Below are 13905 nucleotides of genomic sequence, written 5' to 3' on the forward strand. Positions count from 1 at the left end.
GCAGGCGGTCTGCCCATTGTTTCAGCGCGACGTTCGCGGGAATTGCGTCACAGCGAAACATTATTGCGCACGCGCGGCGCGCTGCTATAAGAAACGCAACACTAAGGGGATGTCTCAATGGCGACTACACGACTTGATCCGATTGATCGCAAGATCCTTTCGGAACTCCAGGCCGATGGACGAATGACCAATGTCGAATTGGCCAAGCGAGTCGGGATATCGGCGCCCCCCTGCCTTCGGCGCGTGCGCACGCTCGAGGAATCCGGCCTGATCCGGGGCTACCACGCGGAGGTGAACGCGCGTGAACTGGGCTTCGAGGTGCAGGTCTTTGCCATGGTCGGCCTAGACAGCCAGGCCGAGGCGGAGCTGAGCGCCTTTGAGGCGCGTTGCCGCGAATGGCCGCTGGTGCGGGAGTGTCACATGCTGAACGGCGAGGTCGATTTCATCCTGAAATGCGTGGCCCCGGACCTCAGCAGTTTCCAGAGCTTTCTGACCGGAGAGTTGCTGACCACGCCGAACGTCGCCAGCGTCAAGACATCGCTGGTGATCCGGGGGGCCAAGGACGAGCCGGGGGTTCCCTTTGATGTGCTCGAGGACCGGCTGAGCCGTTCGGCCTGAGCGCGGGTCACGCGCTCAGTGCATTGATCTCTCCGTCGCCGGCGCGGGCATGGACCTGCGGTCCGAAATCGCCGGCCGACGAGATATGCGGGAACAGCTTGAGATAGGCATCGCGCAGCGCCGGGCCGACCGGGCGCAGAGCGTTGATGCCGGGATGATAGGTCTCGAACTCCAGCCCGCCGATCCGGATCACCGAATGCCGTCGCAGGCAGATATGGAACAGCTGCACCGCCGTGGGCGGCGCGGTTTCGATGGCGCTGACGCCGTCGATGAATTCCGCGACCGGGGTCAGCAGCGGCGACTGACCGACCAGCTTGCGCAGATGTCCGGGCGTTTTCAGCAGGCGGGCGGCGGGACCGACCAGCACATCGGACATCGGCAGTTGCACGCCGAAACCGTCGGCCATGATGCGCACCAGCGGGTGATAGCGGCCCTTTGCGTCCGGGCGGCCCGGCACGATCTGGGTGCTGCCCTTCCACATCAGGGTTTCGGAGGTGCCGTCGCGGGTGATGATCTGATCGCCGGGCAACAGATCCTCGACCGCGATCGGTCCGGTCTCGGTCAGGATCATCGAGCCGCGGGTAAAGGCGGAAAAGGCGTTCTCGAACAGTGGCAGCGCCGGGGCGATGTGGCGACTGTCGACGATATCCCCGTTGGCCGCCAGCGCGCTCACCTCGTACCGGCGCAGTTGCGGCCGTGACCGGGCCCGCAGCGCGGCGGGGTCTTTGAGAATAGGGCTGGTCTCGATGGCGTTGCGCGCAGCCCGCGCAAGCGATGTGGGGATCGTCATTCGTCGGCCCTTTCTTGTCGGGTCGCATCTGCGTCGGCCCCCACCGACAACGACAGACGGACACGGGTAAACACGTGATCAGCATCTGTACTGACAAAGTTTGTCCAAAATTCGCGTCGAATTGTCAAAGAAATGCCCTTTTATACCCTTTGGGCGGGATCAATCGCCTGGACCCACTCGTTATTGTTTCTGAACACGCCGGGGAATTGCCACATTCTGGCCATTAACCGATTCTCGCCGGGCGCCCGGGATACCCACCCCGGGCGCGGGCCGGGCGGCTACGCGCTCTGGCTCTGGCGGCGGGCCTTGCCGGCGCGCGGCGTGCGGCTGCCGCGTGTCCAGGGCAGCGGGGCCTCGGTGGATTTCGCGGTGGCGATGACCGATGCGATGAAGCGCGATTTTCGAGTCATGTGTTCTGCTCCTGCCTGGTGCCGTCTGCGCGGCGGTGTCTGTGAACAGACTATCGGCGGGCATTCGGGCGGCTGTTGGGCCGGGTCAGGGAGATTCCGGGCCGAATTGCGACCGCGCCGCCGCAAATACGGCGGAGTTGTCGCAATCGTCGGAGCCGATGGGGAGCGGCGGGGTCAGAGACGGATCGCCGAGAGCAGCCGGCCATAGTCGGCTTCTCCGGCGTGGGTGGTGCGGCGATAGGAATAGAAGCGGTCCGGATCGGAATAGGTACAGTGGCGCGTCCACTCTGCCGCGCCGATGCCGGCGCCGCGAAGCCGCTGCAACCCGTAGCCGGGCAGGTCAAAGAGGTATCGGTCGCCCTCGCCATTGATGAAGAACCGGCCGTTTCCGGGGTCCTGGTCCAGGAACGCGTCGATGAATTCCGGGCCGACCTCGTAGGCGCGCTGTGAAATCGTCGGTCCGATGACCGCGACGGTATCGGCGCGGTGGGCGCCGAGGGCCTCCATCGCCTCCAGCGTCGCCTCGAGCACACCGTCAAGCGCACCGCGCCAGCCCGCATGGGCGGCGCCGATCACGCCGGCGGTCTTGTCGGCGAACAGGACCGGCTGGCAATCCGCCGTCAGCACCGAGAGCGCCAGCCCCGGCGTGGCGGTGACCAGCGCGTCGGCGCGGGGCTTGTCCGCGAGCGGGCCCGTTACCGGAATCACGTCGGCCGAATGCACCTGGTGCATCGCGATCAGCGAGGCGGGATCGACGCCCAAGGCGGTTGCAGCACGGTTGCGGTTGATCGCCACCGCCTCGCTCTGGTCGGAGGATCCGCTGCCGCAGTTCAGCCCGGTGAACACCCCCGAGGAGGCGCCGCCGCGGCGGGTGAAGAAACCGTGCCGCAACGGGGCAAGTGAATCAGAGGTGAGGATTTCCAGCGTCATGGGTCCAATCCGGGCGGTGGGGCGGCCTGCGGCGGATAGAGCCCCAGGACCTTGAACAGGTTTCCCATTTCCTCGGGGTGCGTCAACCTGCGATGTGCCGCGACCAGATCCTCGAGCGCGTCGCCCGACAGCCCGCGCGCCAGCGCCTGCGCCCGCGCGGTGATGCCCAGCCGTTCCAGGAAAACCCCCTGCGGGGTCAGCCGGCCATGGGCGCAGCCGGCGGCGCGGGCGGCCTGTGCCAGCACTTCGAAATCCACATGCGCGGTCAGGTCCGCCTGGCCGGGGTCGGCCAGCACATCGGCGGGTTCATGGGCGCGCAAGGCCTGCAGCGTGTCGCCCAGGCTGCGCCAGTCGCCGTAATCCACGATCAGGGCGATGCCGCCGCGTGCCGCGATTCGCGCGGCAAGGGCCGAAGCGATCGGCGCCGCCGCCTCGCAGATCTCGACCAGATCGCCGTCGCTTGTATCTTCCAACCGGTGCGCAAGTGCCGTTTGCGGTGCCTCGCCGCCGAGGCCGAAGCCAAGCGCGCCGTCGCGCAATCCCACCCGTCGTTCGCACCAGCCCGCGCCGTGGCGCAGGAACTGGCGCACCGGCAGGGCGTCGAAAAATTCGTTGGCCACGGCAAACAGCGGCAGGTCTGCCGGCAGATCCTCGGCCCGGTGGAGCCAGCGCGGGGCGTATCCCTTCAGCGTTTCGGCCTGTGTCGCGCGCAGGGTGGGGGAGGCCTCGACAAAGCAGATCTCGGCGGCCTCGGCGAATCCCGGTACCGCGCGGGTCGCGCGCAACACGTCGGCCATCAGCGTTCCACGCCCGGGCCCCAGTTCGGCCAGCACGAACCGCTCCGGCCGGCCCTGGTTGATCCAGCCCTGCGCCAGCGCCAGCCCGATGAGTTCGCCGAACATCTGGCTGATTTCCGGGGCGGTGGTGAAATCGCCCGCCGCGCCCAGCGGATCGCGGGTGGTGTAATAGCCGTGGACCGGGTGCAACAGGCACTCGGCCATGTAGTCGGCGATGCTCAGCGGCCCGGTCTCGCGGATCCGGGCGATCAGGTCGTCCTTGAGGCTCATGCGGACCCCCGCCGGGCGCGCAGCGCAAAGAACAGCCCCAGCGCGATCATCGGCAGTGACAGGATCTGCCCCATGGTCAGCCCCCAGCCCTGCACCTGCAGCGCCAGCCCCAGCGGATTGCCGGGCGAGACGAACTGCGCGTCGGGCTGGCGGGCAAACTCGACGATGAACCGGGCCAGCCCGTAGCCGGCAAGGAAGATACCCAAGGTCAGGCCGGGACGCTTGAGCGCGCCGCGCCGATAGACCAGCCAGAGCAGCAGCGCCCCCAGCAGCAGCCCCTCCATACCGGCTTCGTAAAGCTGCGAGGGGTGACGCGCGCAGGCGTCCTCCACGCCGGGGCAGTTCTGCGCCGCCGGTCCGGGAAACACCACGCCCCAGGGCAGGTCGGTGGGCCGGCCCCAAAGCTCGGCGTTGACGAAATTGGCCAGCCGCCCCAGCAGAAGCCCGGGCGGCACCGTATGGGCGATCAGGTCCGCCGCGCCGAGCCGGGAAATGCCGTGCCGCGCGGTGAACAGCCACGAGGCCACGATCACCCCCAACAGACCTCCGTGGAACGCCATCCCCCCCTGCCAGACCATGACGATCTCGGCCGGGTGCCGCAGGTAGTATGCGGGTTGATAGAACAACACGAATCCCAGCCGCCCGCCGAGGATCACCCCGAGGATGATCCAGGTCAGCAACTCCTCGATCTGCTGCGGGGTCATCGGGGCCGCGTCGCCGGGCCAGAGCGTCGCACGCCGCACCGCGCGCAGCGCCAGTTGCCAGGCGATCAATATGCCGGCGATATAGGCCAGCGCATACCAACGCAGGGCGAACTCCATGCCGAACAGCGTGAAGGAGAGGAGTTCGGGCGAGAGATCGGGAAATCGAAGGGCAGCCTGCATGCGCGTCTCCTTGCCCGGGGGCGCGGGGCGAAGTCAACCTTGCCGCAGCGCCGCGCAGGGGCCATATAGGGGGCAACCCCGACACGGAGACCACAGATGCAGACCCGCAACAAGATCCTCGACGATATTTCGCAGCTGATGACCAACGCGATGGGCGTGGCACAGGGTGCCAAGGACGAGGCGGAGACGGCGATGAAATCCCTGATGGACCGCTGGCTGGCCGACCGTGATTTCGTCACCCGCGAGGAATTCGACGCGGTGCGGACCATGGCGCAGAAGGCGCGCGAGGAAAACGCCGCGCTGAGTGCCCGGATCGCCGCGCTGGAAGAGAAACTGGGCAAGTAACCGGCCCCGGCCCGCAGTCGTTCTGCGGGCTTGCCGCCCTCTGCGCGGGGTCTCCACGCCGGGGCGGTGCCCCCGGAGAAAGGGATGGTTCAGCGTGCTGTCGCATCTCCGGGTGGGATTCCTCTCGCCGCACAATCCGTTTGACCGGCAGGCCTTCAGCGGCACCGCCTATTTCATGTACCGCGCGCTGTCGCAGCGCGGGGACGTGCAGGCGCGTGTCCTTGGCCCCCACCGTCCGCCCTCGCGGTTGCGGCGGTTTGCGCGCCTCGCGGGGCAGGGGGCGCCTGCGGTGGATCCCGCGCGGCTCGACCTGTCGGGGCTTGATGGCATCATTGGCCTGGCGGCCACGGTTCAGATGCAGGCGCTTTTGCCGCGGACGGAGATCCCCATTGTTCATGTCACCGATGCGACCCCGGGTTTCATCCGGTCGTTCTACGGCAACCCCGTCTCCGAAGCGGACGAGCGTCGCGAGGTCGAGGTGGTGCGCGGCGCGGCGCTGACGGTTTACTCCTCGGACTACATGGCGAAACGCGCGGTGGAGGAGTTGGGGGCCGATCCGGCCCGGGTCGCCTCGGTGCCCTTTGGCATCAACATCGAAGTGCTGCCTGAGGCGGCGCCGGACAAGCCGCCGCTCGATCCCCTGCGGTTGCTCTGGGTCGGCAACGACTGGGGGCGCAAGGGCGGGCAGATCGCGCTGGAAACGGTTGCCGCCCTGCGCGCAGATGGGGTGGATGCGCGGCTGTCGCTGGTGGGCGATGTGCCGCGTGACCTGGCCCTGCCGCAAGGGGCAGAGCGGATCGGGTACCTCGACAAGGCCCGCCCGCGCGACGCCGCGCGCCTGACGCGGTTGTTTGCCGAGGCGCATCTGTTCGTGTTGCCGACCCGTGCCGATTGCACGCCGATGGTGGTGGCCGAGGCCAATGCCCATGCCACACCGGTGCTGATCACCGAGACCGGCGGCATCGGGTCGCTGATCGCGGCGGGCACCAACGGCCGGATGATGGCGATGGAGGCCGGGCCGCGCGACTGGGCCGCCGCCGTGCGCGACCTGACCGGCGATCCGGCGCGCCACGCGGCGCTGTGCCGGACCAGTTTCGACCATGCCCACGCGCGGTTGACCTGGGGGGCCTGGGCGCGGGACGTGACCGCGCTGCTGCGTCGCGCTGTATCCGCCTGACGGAATGCGACGGGGCAAAACGCCCTCTCGGTCGGATGACGATATTTTGACGTCCTCGCTGATCGCTCCACAAGTTATTGCTGTTATCCCCAAAATAATGGTTGCCAGATGATCTTTGAGGTCGCACCATATCTAGTATAGGCAAGGGGGATCGCCCCGGCTTATTGAGCAGGCACCTAGCGCTAGGGGCGCGACTGGCCCCCTCCGCTAACTAAAAAGAGGTGGCACCATGGCCCTTTCCGAGCATTACCTGGAAGAAGACATTCACCCGATCGACATCGTCGAGCATATTGCCGAACACCACGATTGGGATTTCGACCGGATCGGCGATGATCAGATCGCGATGGCGGTCGAGGGCCAGTGGCGCACCTATTCCATCACCCTCGCCTGGTCGGGTTATGACGAGACGCTGCGGCTGGTCTGTACCTTTGAAATGGACCCGCCCGAGGATCAGATGGGCGGTCTGTACGAGTTGCTGAACGCGATGAACGACCAGTGCTGGGCGGGCGCGTTCACCTATTGGGCCGAGCAGAAACTGATGGTCTACCGCTATGGCCTGGTCCTTGCCGGCGGCCAGGTGGCCAGCCCCGACCAGATCGACACAATGATCAACGCCGCCGTGCTCAGCGCCGAGCGTTACTATCCCGCGATCCAGCTTCTGGTCTGGGGCGGGCGCACCCCGCACCAGGCGATGCAGGCGGCCATTGCAGAGGCCTACGGCCGCGCGTAAACCTTGGCCCCGAACCGCAACCATACGGGAGAGGGGCGACATGATGGATTTCTCGCGCATCGCGGACCAGGGGCTTGTGCTTCTGGGCTGCGGCAAAATGGGATCGGCCATGCTGGCTGGCTGGCTGGAGCGCGGACTGCCCCCGGCACAGGTCTGGGTGGTCGATCCGAATCCCTCGGACTGGCTGCGCGCGCAGGGGGTGCACATCAACGCCCCGCTGCCCGAGCGCCCGGCGATCGTGCTGGTCGCGGTCAAGCCGCAGATGATGCGCGATGCGCTGCCCGGTCTGAGCAGCCTGGGCGGCGGGGACACGCTGTTCGTCTCGGTTGCGGCCGGTACGCCGATTTCCGCCTATGAGGAGATGCTGGGCGCGGCCACGCCGATCGTGCGCGCCATGCCCAACACGCCGGCGGCGGTGGGGCGCGGCATCACCGCACTGATCGGCAACGCGCGTGCCAGTGCCGACGACCTTGATACCGCCGAACGGCTGCTTGCCGCCGTGGGCCAGACCGTGCGACTGGACAGCGAGGCGCAGATGGACGCGGTCACCGGCGTCAGCGGCTCCGGCCCGGCCTATGTCTTTCACCTGGTCGAAACGCTGGCGGCGGCCGGGCAGGAACAGGGCTTGTCCGCCGAACTCGCGATGCAACTGGCCAAGGCCACGGTCGCCGGGGCCGGCGCGCTGGCCGAGGCGGCCGAGGACAGCCCTGCGCAATTGCGCATCAACGTCACCAGCCCCAACGGCACAACCCAGGCCGCGCTTGAAGTGCTGATGGATGACAAGGCGGGGTTTCCGCCGCTGTTGAAACGCGCCGTGGCCGCTGCCGCCGACCGCTCGCGGGAGTTGTCCCGTGGCTGAGATCACCTTCGATGACTTCCTGCAGGTCGACATCCGCGCCGGCCGCGTGATCCGCGCCGAGCCCTATCCCGAGGCCCGCAAACCCGCGATCAAGCTCTGGGTCGATTTCGGCCCCGAGATCGGGGAAAGGAAATCCTCGGCCCAGATCACCGCCCATTACACCCCCGAGGCATTGGTGGGAAAACAGGTGATGGCGGTGGTCAATTTCCCGCCGCGCCAGATCGGCCAGTTCATGTCCGAGGTGCTGGTCCTGGGACTGTCCGACGACAACGGTGACATCGTGTTGATCGGTCCCGATCAGCCGGTGCCCGATGGCGCGCGGATGCACTGATGAAACGGGTTCTTCTGTCGCGGCCGATGCCGCCCGCCACCATTGCCGCCGCCGAGGCGCTGTTCGACGTCGAGGTGCGTGACAATACGCAGCCGATGACCGCCGCCGAGATTCGTGCCGGCCTCGCCGTCTATGACGGGATGATGCTCACCCTCGGCGACCGGGTGACCGCAGAGATATTGCAGGAGTTCGGCCGCCCGCGCTGCCGGATGCTGGCCAACTTCGGGGTCGGCTACAACCATATCGACGCGGCGGCCTGCCGGGCGCGCGGGGTCACCGTGTCGAACACCCCGGGCGCGGTCACCGACGCGACCGCCGATATCGCGATGACGCTGATCCTGATGGCCTGCCGCCGCGCGGGCGAGGGCGAGCGTCTGGTGCGTTCCGGGCGTTGGCAGGGCTGGCACCCGACCCAGATGCTGGGGCTGCATGTGACCGGCCGCAAGCTGGGCGTGATCGGCATGGGGCGGATCGGCCAGGCGGTGGCGCGACGCTGTCACTTCGGTTTCGGCATGGAGGTGGGGTACTTCAACCGCTCGGAAAAGACGCTGGAGCATCCCGCGACCCGAATGGACCGGCTGACCGACCTGGCCGGCTGGGCCGACATCCTTGTCGTCGCCACCCCTGCCACCCCTGAGACCCATCACCTGGTCGGCGCCGAGGTCCTGGACGCGATGCAGCCACACGGCGTGCTGGTCAACATCGCGCGGGGCGATATCGTCGACGAGACGGCGCTGATCGCGGCGCTGCAATCGGGGCGAATCGGCGCGGCGGGCCTCGATGTCTATGAGCATGAACCGGAGGTGCCCGAGGCCCTGCTCGCGCAGCAGAACGCGGTTCTGTTGCCGCACCTGGGGACCGCCGCACTGGATGTGCGCGAGAACATGGGGGCCATGGCGGTGGAGAACCTGCGGGCCTATTTCGCCGGCGAAGCGGTGCCCAACCAGGTCAACTGAGGGCAGCGCACCGGGCTCAGCCCCTTGGGGCGGGTTCGCCCATCGCCTCGCGCCAGTGTCGGCGGCACAGGGAAACATAGGTCTCGTTGCCGCCGATTTGGATCTGGTCGCCGTCGCGCAGCGCCCGGCCGTCGGCCCCTTGGCGGACAACCATGGTCGCCTTGCGCCCGCAGCGGCAGATCGTGCGCACTTCGCGCATCTCGTCGGCCAGCGCCAGCAGCGCGGACGAGCCGGGGAACAATTCGCCGCGGAAATCCACCCGCAGACCATAGCACAGCACCGGCAGGTTCAGGTCGTCGACCACCCGCGCCAGTTGCCAGACCTGTGTCGGTTCCAGGAACTGTGCTTCGTCGACAAAGACGCAGGCCAGCGTGTCCGCTGCGTGTCGGCCGGCGATCAGGGCGAACAGGTCGTCGCCCGCCGAAAAGGTCTCGGCCGCCTCGGCGATGCCGATCCGGGACGCGATCTGCCCCCCGCCGGCCCGGTCATCGAGGGCGGCGGTCAGAAGCAGGGTATTCATGCCGTTTTCGCGGTAGTTGTGCGACGCCTGCAACAGGACCGTCGATTTTCCGGCATTCATGGTTGAGTAATTGAAGAACAGCTTTGCCATGCCGTTCGTCTAAGTGCAGAACAGACGGGCGGCAAGCCGCAGGACGGAAATTGGCGCCGCCGCTGTCATTGCCTCGATCCGGGACGGAACAACCCTGGGGATGGACGGGGCAAAATGACAACGACGACGCCTTGGCCAAAAATGACCTCAGCAACGGGGGGAAGGAAAAATGCAGACCCGTCGCCAGATAACAAGCAGGTGCACAATACCACCTGCCACTCTTGAACACCCTCGAACACCTGAGGGATGGAAAATAATTTGCATTTCCAATAAGACAAAAGAATGGGAAAACATGCGGATACTTCCCCTTGGTTCGAGGGGGTACGAACATGGCAGGCAGGGTTAAGGCAATGGATAGCTATCTGAAGCGGCACACTGAGACGCTGGTCAAGGATGTCGGGATCGAGGCCGCCTGTGAAATCACCGGCAAGTCAAAGGCGACATTGGGGCGCTATTACTCGGACCATCCGGAACACGCGGACCGGTTCATGCCCGTGGACGTTGTGGCCAAGCTGGAGGCCGCGGCGGGCTATCCGCATGTGACCAGCGCGCTGGCGGAATTGCAAAAGATCTCGTTGTCCTTCGATGACCGGCGCCCGAATGCCACCGAAAGCGGGGGGGTCAACAGCGACGTGATCGCGCTCAGCCAGCGGTTCGCCATGCTGATGGGCGAATATCAGCAGGCCATCGAGGACGGGATCATCACCGTGAACGAGGCCAAGCGATTGCTGCGCGAGACGGTTCTCTTGCAGCGGGTGCTGATCGACATGAAACTGCACCTGGAACAGGAAAGCGCCTGACGCGCGTTCCTGCCCCGCAGTGGCCCCCATTGATCCGATCTGGGGGCCAGCGCTTGCTCAGCCGTGCCGGCGCAGCAGGACAGACCCCACCGAATAGCCCGCCCCGAAGGAACAGATCAGGCCGAGATCGCCCTCTGCCATGTCGTCGGAGTTCTGCGCAAAGGCGATGATCGAGCCTGCCGAGGAGGTGTTGGCATATTCCTGCAGGATGTTCGGTTGTTCCTGCGGCTCGGGCGTGCGGCCCATCACCTTCTTGCCGATCAGGTCGTTCATCGACTTGTTGGCCTGATGCAGCCACATACGCGTCAGGTCCGCCCCCTGCAGCCCGGCGTCGCCCATGTGCTCGGCGATATGCGTACTGACCATCGGCACCACTTCCTTGAAGACCTTGCGCCCGTTCTGCATGAACTGCATGTCGCGGCGATCAGCCACCCCGTCGGGGCGCGAGCGGCGCAGGAAGCCGTTGTTGTTGCGGATGTTGTTGGAAAACTGCGTGGCGCAACGCGTCGACAGGATCTCGAAGAACGGGCCCTTGGCGTCCTCCATCCGTTCGATCACCGTGGCGGTGGCCACGTCGCCAAAGATGAAATGGCAATCGCGGTCGCGCCATTCCAGGTGACCCGAGCAGATCTCGGGGTTGACCACGAGGGCCGCGCGGATCGAGCCGGAGCGCACCATGTCGGCGGCGGTCTGGATGCCGAAGGTGGCCGAGGAGCAGGCGACGTTCATGTCAAAGGCAAAGCCCTTGATCCCCAGCAGGTCCTGGATCTCGATCGCCATCGCCGGATAGGCCCGCTCCATGTTCGATGCGGCGCAGATCACCAGGTCGATGTCCTCGGGGCCCTTTCCGGCCTGGGCCAGCGCCTTCTTCGCCGCGTCCAGCGCCATCTCGGCCATCAGCGAGGGTTCGTCGTCGTCGCGCTGTCGCAACAGCGGGTGCATCACCGAGGGGTCCAGAATGCCGCTCTTGTTCATCACGTGGCGCCGCTCGATCCCCGATGCCTTGAAGATGAACTGTTCCGAGGAATGCGCCATCGGGGCCATCTCGCCGGCGGCGATGGCCTCGGCGTTCGCGGCGTTCTTGCGGTCGGCATAGGCGTTGAACGCCTCGACCAGTTCGGCATTGGTGATGATTTCGTCCGGGGTAAAGACCCCGCTGCCCGTGATCGCGGGTGTATGCATGTTCGGTCCTCCTGCGCGGCCTGCCGATCTGGCCCAAAAGGGGGGGGAAGGTCAAGCGCGGGACCGGGCCGGGGCGGCCTGGGCCTCAGACCGCTCTCAGATCAGGGGGACCAGGGGGATGCCGCCGCAGGCGGCCAGGGCAAGAAGGCTGGCGAGGGCAAGGACAATACGCATGGGTTTTCCGTTTCTGCTCGGTTTTGACCAGTGTTGGCCGCGCAGAGGCGTGCGGTCAAGCTGGCTTTTGCGCAGCGGTGGGAGCAAACCGCCGGAAGGCTTGACAAAACCACCGGGTGGGGATTCACAAATCCGAAATACTGAATAGATAGACCAGATCTGGCGCCGCGACGTGCCACCCCTGGCCGCCCCCGAAACAGGCAGGACTCATTTTGACCGATTTCGATTCCAAATCCGATCCGCAAACCCCGCATGACGCCGAACGCGAGTTGGCCAACATGATCGACACCGCCTTTCGCGCGGCGCTCAGCCAGTTGACTGCCGGGTTGTCGCCAGCGGCACTGATGCAGCACTACGTGGATTGGGCGCTGCACATGGCAAGCTCGCCGGGCAAACAGGCGGAGCTTGGCCACATGGCGGTCGAGAACTGGACCGACTTTTCACGTTTCCTGTCCCGGTGCGTGCTGAGCCGCAAGGACGAGCCCTGCGTCGAACCGGACGCCCGCGACCGCCGCTTTCGCCACGAGGGGTGGGCGCGGCAGCCCTTCGCGGCCTATCAGCAGGCCTTTCTGCTGACCCAGAAATGGTGGGACGAGGCCACGACGGGCGTGCACGGGATGTCGCGCGCCAATGAACGGGTGGTGAATTTCGCCGCCCGCCAGATCCTCGACGCGATGGCGCCCAGCAATTTCGTCGCGACCAACCCCGAGATCCTGAAAAAGACCATCGAGAGCGGCGGCGCCAACCTGGTCGAGGGCGCCCGCAAGTTCCAGGAGGATTTCCAGCGCGCCCTGCTGCAGGAAAAGGAACCGCTGTCCGAAGACTATCGCGTCGGCGAGAGCGTGGCGGTGACGCCGGGCAAGGTGGTCTATCGCAACCACCTGATCGAGCTGATCCAGTACGAGCCGGTGACCGACAAGGTCCAGCCCGAGCCGGTGCTGATCGTGCCGGCCTGGATCATGAAATACTATATCCTCGATCTCAGCCCGGAAAACTCGATGGTGAAATACCTGACCGAACAGGGGTTCACCGTCTTCATGATTTCCTGGCGCAATCCCGATGCCGAGGATGCCGGCTATGGCATGGCGGACTATCGCAGGTTGGGGCCGATGGCGGCGCTGGACGAGGTGACGCAGCGCACCGGCGCGAGCCGCGTTCACGCGGTGGGGTATTGCCTTGGCGGTACCTTGCTGAGCATTGCCGCCGCGGCCATGGCGCGCGATGGTGACACCCGGCTGGCCAGCATGACCCTGCTGGCGGCACAGATGGATTTCACCGAGGCCGGCGAGCTGACCCTGTTCATCAACGAAAGCGAGGTCTCCTTCCTCGAGGACATGATGTGGCGGAAAGGCTATCTCGACGCGGCGCAGATGGCCGGGGCGTTCCAGCTGCTGCGCTCCAACGACCTGATCTGGTCGCGGTTGCAGCATGAATACCTGATGGGAGAGACGCCGCGCTCCAGCGACCTGATGGCCTGGAACGCGGATTCGACGCGCATGCCCTACCGGATGCATTCGGAATACCTGCGCCAGCTGTTCCTTGAGAACGCCTTTGCCACCGGCAAGTTCGAGGTCGAGGGGCACCCGGTCACGCCGCGCGACATCCAGATGCCGATCTTTGCCGTCGGCACCGAAACCGACCACGTGGCGCCGTGGAAATCGGCCTACAAAACCGGCGCGCTGACCCGGTCCGAAGTGACCTTTGCCCTGACCAACGGCGGCCATAACGCCGGTGTCGTCTCCGAGCCGGGGCATCACCACCGCCATTTCCGGCTGGGCCGGATTCTGCGCAACAACCACTTCATCCCGGCCGAGGAATGGGCCGAGCAGGCCGAAACCCACGACGGGTCGTGGTGGCTGGCCTGGGTCGACTGGCTGAAGGGCCAGCAACGCGGAGAGCCCGTTGCGCCGCCGAAGATGGGCAAGGCAATCTGCGACGCGCCGGGCACCTATGTGCTGATGCGGTGAGGGGCAGGGCGTGATCGACCCGGAATCGGTCGCGCAAACCCATACCCTGAACACCATTCCCAACGCGAAATGCCC

16 protein-coding genes are annotated in these 13905 nt (G+C 66.2%); 9 read left to right on the plus strand and 7 right to left on the minus strand.

What is annotated here, in order from left to right; translation table 11 throughout:
• Positions 1 to 117: 117 nt before the first annotated feature.
• Positions 118 to 618 (plus strand): Lrp/AsnC family transcriptional regulator, encoded by a 501-nt coding sequence (locus ABWV23_RS03070; RefSeq protein WP_353344807.1) that lies wholly within the window; start codon positions 118 to 120, stop codon positions 616 to 618.
• A 7-nt stretch (positions 619 to 625) separates the two neighbouring features.
• Here the strand turns inward: ABWV23_RS03070 and ABWV23_RS03075 are convergent, their stop codons facing one another.
• From ABWV23_RS03075 to lgt, 5 genes are all read right to left on the minus strand, one after another.
• Positions 626 to 1408, minus strand: a complete 783-nt coding sequence (locus ABWV23_RS03075; protein WP_353344809.1) for a Hint domain-containing protein — start codon at positions 1406 to 1408, stop codon at positions 626 to 628.
• A 278-nt stretch (positions 1409 to 1686) separates the two neighbouring features.
• Positions 1687 to 1818, minus strand: a complete 132-nt coding sequence (locus ABWV23_RS03080; protein WP_353344811.1) for a hypothetical protein — start codon at positions 1816 to 1818, stop codon at positions 1687 to 1689.
• A 174-nt stretch (positions 1819 to 1992) separates the two neighbouring features.
• A complete protein-coding gene (gene pgeF, locus ABWV23_RS03085) occupies positions 1993 to 2748 on the minus strand; it encodes a peptidoglycan editing factor PgeF (protein ID WP_353344813.1) in 756 nt (251 codons plus the stop codon).
• Positions 2745 to 3815 (minus strand): class I SAM-dependent methyltransferase, encoded by a 1071-nt coding sequence (locus ABWV23_RS03090; protein WP_353344815.1) that lies wholly within the window; start codon positions 3813 to 3815, stop codon positions 2745 to 2747. Before ABWV23_RS03090 ends, pgeF begins: the two co-directional genes overlap by 4 nt.
• Complete coding sequence (gene lgt / locus ABWV23_RS03095) at positions 3812 to 4699, minus strand: prolipoprotein diacylglyceryl transferase (protein ID WP_353344817.1); 888 nt, start codon at positions 4697 to 4699, stop codon at positions 3812 to 3814. The genes ABWV23_RS03090 and lgt overlap by 4 nt, the downstream gene beginning before the upstream one ends.
• 96 nt (positions 4700 to 4795) lie before the next feature.
• Here lgt and ABWV23_RS03100 point away from each other — a divergent pair, with 96 nt between their 5' ends.
• The 6 genes from ABWV23_RS03100 (at position 4796) to ABWV23_RS03125 (ending at position 9097) form a co-directional block, all read left to right on the plus strand.
• A complete protein-coding gene (locus ABWV23_RS03100; RefSeq protein WP_353344819.1) occupies positions 4796 to 5044 on the plus strand; it encodes an accessory factor UbiK family protein in 249 nt (82 codons plus the stop codon).
• Between the two features lie 94 nt (positions 5045 to 5138).
• Positions 5139 to 6221, plus strand: coding sequence for a glycosyltransferase family 4 protein (locus ABWV23_RS03105; protein WP_353344821.1), 1083 nt, complete (start codon positions 5139 to 5141; stop codon positions 6219 to 6221).
• 229 nt (positions 6222 to 6450) lie between these two features.
• Positions 6451 to 6951: a type III secretion system chaperone family protein gene (locus tag ABWV23_RS03110; RefSeq protein WP_353344823.1), complete on the plus strand. Its 501-nt coding sequence runs from the start codon at positions 6451 to 6453 to the stop codon at positions 6949 to 6951.
• A 43-nt stretch (positions 6952 to 6994) separates the two neighbouring features.
• Positions 6995 to 7810, plus strand: a complete 816-nt coding sequence (gene proC, locus ABWV23_RS03115; protein ID WP_353345248.1) for a pyrroline-5-carboxylate reductase — start codon at positions 6995 to 6997, stop codon at positions 7808 to 7810.
• The gene (locus ABWV23_RS03120; RefSeq protein ID WP_353344825.1) at positions 7803 to 8141 is read left to right on the plus strand and encodes a tRNA-binding protein; all 339 of its coding nucleotides are present in this window, start codon (positions 7803 to 7805) and stop codon (positions 8139 to 8141) included. The genes proC and ABWV23_RS03120 overlap by 8 nt, the downstream gene beginning before the upstream one ends.
• Entirely contained in the window at positions 8141 to 9097 is a 957-nt protein-coding gene (locus ABWV23_RS03125; protein WP_353344827.1) for a 2-hydroxyacid dehydrogenase, read from the plus strand. Before ABWV23_RS03120 ends, ABWV23_RS03125 begins: the two co-directional genes overlap by 1 nt.
• 16 nt (positions 9098 to 9113) lie before the next feature.
• On the opposite strand, the gene ABWV23_RS03130 is transcribed toward ABWV23_RS03125, so the two are convergent.
• Complete coding sequence (locus ABWV23_RS03130) at positions 9114 to 9707, minus strand: thymidine kinase (protein ID WP_353344828.1); 594 nt, start codon at positions 9705 to 9707, stop codon at positions 9114 to 9116.
• 350 nt (positions 9708 to 10057) lie between these two features.
• Between ABWV23_RS03130 and ABWV23_RS03135 the strand changes: the two genes are divergently transcribed.
• Complete coding sequence (locus ABWV23_RS03135) at positions 10058 to 10507, plus strand: hypothetical protein (protein ID WP_353344830.1); 450 nt, start codon at positions 10058 to 10060, stop codon at positions 10505 to 10507.
• A gap of 57 nt (positions 10508 to 10564) precedes the next feature.
• Here ABWV23_RS03135 and ABWV23_RS03140 read toward each other — a convergent pair whose 3' ends face one another.
• Positions 10565 to 11689 (minus strand): beta-ketoacyl-ACP synthase III, encoded by a 1125-nt coding sequence (locus ABWV23_RS03140; RefSeq protein ID WP_353344832.1) that lies wholly within the window; start codon positions 11687 to 11689, stop codon positions 10565 to 10567.
• Between the two features lie 452 nt (positions 11690 to 12141).
• Here ABWV23_RS03140 and ABWV23_RS03145 point away from each other — a divergent pair, with 452 nt between their 5' ends.
• Complete coding sequence (locus tag ABWV23_RS03145; protein ID WP_502901589.1) at positions 12142 to 13830, plus strand: PHA/PHB synthase family protein; 1689 nt, start codon at positions 12142 to 12144, stop codon at positions 13828 to 13830.
• Positions 13831 to 13905 lie beyond the last annotated feature (75 nt).

It is taken from the genome of Aquicoccus sp. SU-CL01552, from assembly GCF_040365005.1.
GTDB lineage: Bacteria > Pseudomonadota > Alphaproteobacteria > Rhodobacterales > Rhodobacteraceae > Antarcticimicrobium.

Bases quoted from the DNA above. Each gene is read 5' to 3' on its own strand.
- ABWV23_RS03075 (WP_353344809.1), bottom strand. From the start codon at position 1,408: ATGACGATCCCCACATCGCTTGCGCGGGCTGCGCGCAACGCCATCGAG.
- ABWV23_RS03140 (WP_353344832.1), bottom strand. From the start codon at position 11,689: ATGCATACACCCGCGATCACGGGCAGCGGGGTCTTTACCCCGGACGAA.
- ABWV23_RS03145 (WP_502901589.1), top strand. From the start codon at position 12,142: ATGATCGACACCGCCTTTCGCGCGGCGCTCAGCCAGTTGACTGCCGGG.
- ABWV23_RS03110 (WP_353344823.1), top strand. From the start codon at position 6,451: ATGGCCCTTTCCGAGCATTACCTGGAAGAAGACATTCACCCGATCGAC.
- ABWV23_RS03135 (WP_353344830.1), top strand. From the start codon at position 10,058: ATGGATAGCTATCTGAAGCGGCACACTGAGACGCTGGTCAAGGATGTC.
- pgeF (WP_353344813.1), bottom strand. From the start codon at position 2,748: ATGACGCTGGAAATCCTCACCTCTGATTCACTTGCCCCGTTGCGGCAC.
- ABWV23_RS03090 (WP_353344815.1), bottom strand. From the start codon at position 3,815: ATGAGCCTCAAGGACGACCTGATCGCCCGGATCCGCGAGACCGGGCCG.
- ABWV23_RS03100 (WP_353344819.1), top strand. From the start codon at position 4,796: ATGCAGACCCGCAACAAGATCCTCGACGATATTTCGCAGCTGATGACC.
- ABWV23_RS03070 (WP_353344807.1), top strand. From the start codon at position 118: ATGGCGACTACACGACTTGATCCGATTGATCGCAAGATCCTTTCGGAA.
- lgt (WP_353344817.1), bottom strand. From the start codon at position 4,699: ATGCAGGCTGCCCTTCGATTTCCCGATCTCTCGCCCGAACTCCTCTCC.
- ABWV23_RS03130 (WP_353344828.1), bottom strand. From the start codon at position 9,707: ATGGCAAAGCTGTTCTTCAATTACTCAACCATGAATGCCGGAAAATCG.
- ABWV23_RS03125 (WP_353344827.1), top strand. From the start codon at position 8,141: ATGAAACGGGTTCTTCTGTCGCGGCCGATGCCGCCCGCCACCATTGCC.
- proC (WP_353345248.1), top strand. From the start codon at position 6,995: ATGGATTTCTCGCGCATCGCGGACCAGGGGCTTGTGCTTCTGGGCTGC.
- ABWV23_RS03080 (WP_353344811.1), bottom strand. From the start codon at position 1,818: ATGACTCGAAAATCGCGCTTCATCGCATCGGTCATCGCCACCGCGAAA.